The following is a 516-nucleotide window of genomic DNA, read 5'->3' on the forward strand; positions in this document are numbered from 1 at the left end:
TTGTCATTGTAGCCCTGAATAAGAATAACAAGCAGATCTTCGAACCCTATAAAATCAATTTTAATACAGGGGAAATGACTCAGCTTTATGAGAATAAGGACGTTAATAACCCTATTGACGGGTATGTTTTTGACAAAAAAGGGAATCTGAGAGGATACACAGTTCTGGAAAACGGATTGACCACAAAAACATATTATAAAGACTTAGAGACGGGGAAGTTTAATCTTATTAAATCAACAGACTGGAAAAACACCTTCAGTATTATTGGGTTAAATGATAATTCCAAAAATAAAGATGAAGCGTATGTAGCGACCAATTTAGACAGTGATAAAGACCGGATCGTGCTGTATGATCTGAAAAAGAATGCTATTATAAAAGAAGTGTATTCTAATCCTGTATATGATGTAAGTTCAATAAGTACAGCCCGCAAAAACAGGAATTATGAATTGGATTATATAAGTTATACGGGAGTTAAAAGTGAGACAATTCCGGTAAGTAAGTTTTATAAAGAAGTTC

1 pseudogene is annotated in these 516 nt (G+C 33.3%); it reads left to right on the forward strand.

Annotation, left to right across the window (positions count from 1 at the left end):
• Nucleotides 1-516 (forward strand): annotated as a pseudogene (locus LC419_RS24435) (S9 family peptidase); the annotation flags it as partial.

The sequence above is a fragment of the Chryseobacterium sp. OSA05B genome, from assembly GCF_019970065.1.
Taxonomy (GTDB): domain Bacteria; phylum Bacteroidota; class Bacteroidia; order Flavobacteriales; family Weeksellaceae; genus Chryseobacterium.